This window comes from Cereibacter changlensis JA139 (assembly GCF_003034985.1).
GTDB lineage: Bacteria > Pseudomonadota > Alphaproteobacteria > Rhodobacterales > Rhodobacteraceae > Cereibacter > Cereibacter changlensis.
Map to the genome: position 1 here is coordinate 1 of NZ_PZKG01000271.1, position 2,487 is coordinate 2,487.

Sequence of the window (2,487 nt, forward strand, 5' to 3'; positions counted from 1 at the left end):
AAGGTTCGAGATGGAGAGGGCCAGATAGTTCTGGCCCCAGTCGCGCAGCACCCGTCCGCCGAACTTGGCGCCGAGATAGCCCGAGTCACCGAAATCGTCCGGATTGGCCGAGGTGATGCTGGCGTGGACCTGCGCGCCGATGCCCTGTTCGGCATCGCCGAACGCAGCCCCGACGGCCAGCGACCCGTCGATATCGTCATTGGTCTGTGACCGCTCGTCGGCCCCGGAGATGGACATGAAGACGGTGCCGCCCGGTGCGACCCGGGCGCTGGGGACGCCTTGCACCGACAGGTATTTCGGCGGTTCAACCGCGAAGCTCAGGCTGTCCATCAGCGAGACGAAGTCTTCACCGGTCATGGTCTGAGCCGTTGCGGCAGTCTGGCCGAAGGCAAGGCAAAGCGCAGCTGTGGACAGGATGCGCGGAAGTGCTCTGGGCATTGTGGTCTCCTCTGAGGGCGGGCGTGGAGAGCTGTCTCTGCCTGCTGCGCGAAGCGGCAGGACTGCCTGTGTTTGGGAACGAGGCCGGAGTGCCGGCTCGAAGAGGCACTGAAGAAGGCTCGGGTAAACGGCTGCGTCGGAACGCCGGCCGACGTGCGCGTTGTTGTCACCAGGTTAAATTGTCGCCGGATGAGCAAAGTAGACGTGTCGCGGGGGATCAGGCGAGGAGCCAGTCCCGGCCCGCTCTCCGCAAGCAGGGCCGTAGGGACGGGGCTGGCGGCGGTGGGTTTTGTGCTGGCGCAGGGCGCCACTCCGAAGCCACCAGTCGGACCGACAGCAGTTGCGGTCGATGAGGGGCCCTAACCGACGATGTCTTGTCATTCCACAGCCTGCGCCGCAGCTTCTGCAACCCGGCGCTCTGCGCGCTTGGCGAGCAGGCTCTTGGGCCCTGGGCTCCTCAATCCTGTCGGCTCATAGCGCGTCCGCTGCTTGCCCGTGCGCGGCATCTTCGGCGGCGCGGCCTTCTGCATCTCCATCGCGTAGGCCAGAACCTCGCTCAGACGCTTGTTGTCCGCGATCGCGGCGTGGGTCACCCGCTGCTGGTCCTTGTCGAACATCCTATAGGGCAGGGAAACACCCTTCCAGCGAAGGTCAACGCGCCCGTCCGCAAAGGCGTAGGTCTCCACATAGTGTCCGACCGCCGAGCGGGCGAGGTCACTGTCTTCCAGGATCAGTCGCTTGCGCTCGTAGCTCACCGTAAGATTGTTGCCGACATAGCGCTCATCCCGCCAGCACAGAATGTCCCGCAGCCGGGACGCTGGCTCATTCACCGGACGATGCAGGTTCTTTGGCCGGGCGGGGACACGGGCAAAGTGCGCGTTGTGCTGCTCGATGAAGGTGGGAAGCCAGGCGTTCGCCTCAGCCCTGTCGCTGATCCCGGCCAGCCGCAACTCCTTCACCAGTCGGTCTTGAAGCGTCCGGTTCGCGCGTTCGACACGACCCTTGGCCTGAGAGGAATTGGCGCAGAGGATCTCGATGTTGAGTTCTGCCAAAGCGCGGCCAAACTGCGTCATGCCGTGGCCCGTCCGCGCTTCCGTCTTTGACACCCGGAATATGGAGTGCTTGTCGGAATAGAAGGCGGCCGGGCGACCGTGGTCCTTCAGATAGCCCTCGAGCGCCTCGAAGTAGCTGAACGTGCTCTCCGACGGGACGAAGCGCATCTGCATCAGTTGGCCCGTCGCATCGTCGATGAAGACCAGCAAGGTGCAGGCCGGGGAGCGGTCCTCGAACCAGCGATGATCCGAACCGTCGATCTGCACCAGCTCGCCACAATGCTCCCGGCGAAGCCGCGGCGGATGGAAGTTGCGCCTTTGCGCGCGGTTTTTCCAGAGCCCATCGTCGATCATCCATTTGCGAAGCGTCTCGCTCGACACCGTCAAGCCGTGTCGCTCCGCCAGCTTCTCGGCGGCCAATGTCGGGCCGAAGTCCGCGTAGGTCTCGCGCACGATCGCAAGAGCATAGTCACGGACACCACAGTCGATCCGGTTGTTCGACGGGCGACCGCGCAGCCCGTGCCGGATCGCGCCGGCGCCGCTCTCCCGGTAACGCCTGAGAAGTCGCTGAACCTGACGCGCGCTGATCACCAGCACCGAGGCCGCCGTCGACGGCCGCATCCTTCCATCAAGCCAGATGGCGACAATTCTACTTTGTGCCTACAGCGCTAACGCGGGTAATGAAGATTATGTAATCTTACGGCTTAAAGGACTGCCGGTGCCGCGTCGTTTCTCTTGCTGACAAACGGCTACCGCACAGGAGGTGGCCATCATGCCTCATCCCGTGTCAGAGCTTCACGCGTTAAGGTAGCACATTCCCGCTACACTTGCGCACTCTGTTCGGAGAATTGCAGCGCGCTTGCCTGTCACTTGTTGTGAGAAGATCACAGACGATCTTCTCACAACAGGAATGTAGCCGACTTTTTGAAGCCCGAGCGGCCCTCTCAGCGTGACTTGGTGTCCGTCTGATAGGCGTATCTGGGCTCTGTTGCACAAA

1 protein-coding gene and 1 pseudogene are annotated in these 2,487 nt (G+C 63.0%); both read right to left on the minus strand.

Annotated features, from left to right (window positions below; genetic code table 11):
• Window positions 1-438, minus strand: a pseudogene (locus C5F48_RS23080) (hypothetical protein); the annotation flags it as partial.
• Window positions 439-815: 377 nt separating this feature from the next.
• Window positions 816-2,138 carry an ISNCY family transposase gene (locus C5F48_RS23085; protein WP_107666039.1) on the minus strand — a complete coding sequence of 441 codons (1,323 nt, stop codon included), beginning with the start codon at window positions 2,136-2,138 and terminating at the stop codon, window positions 816-818.
• Window positions 2,139-2,487 lie beyond the last annotated feature (349 nt).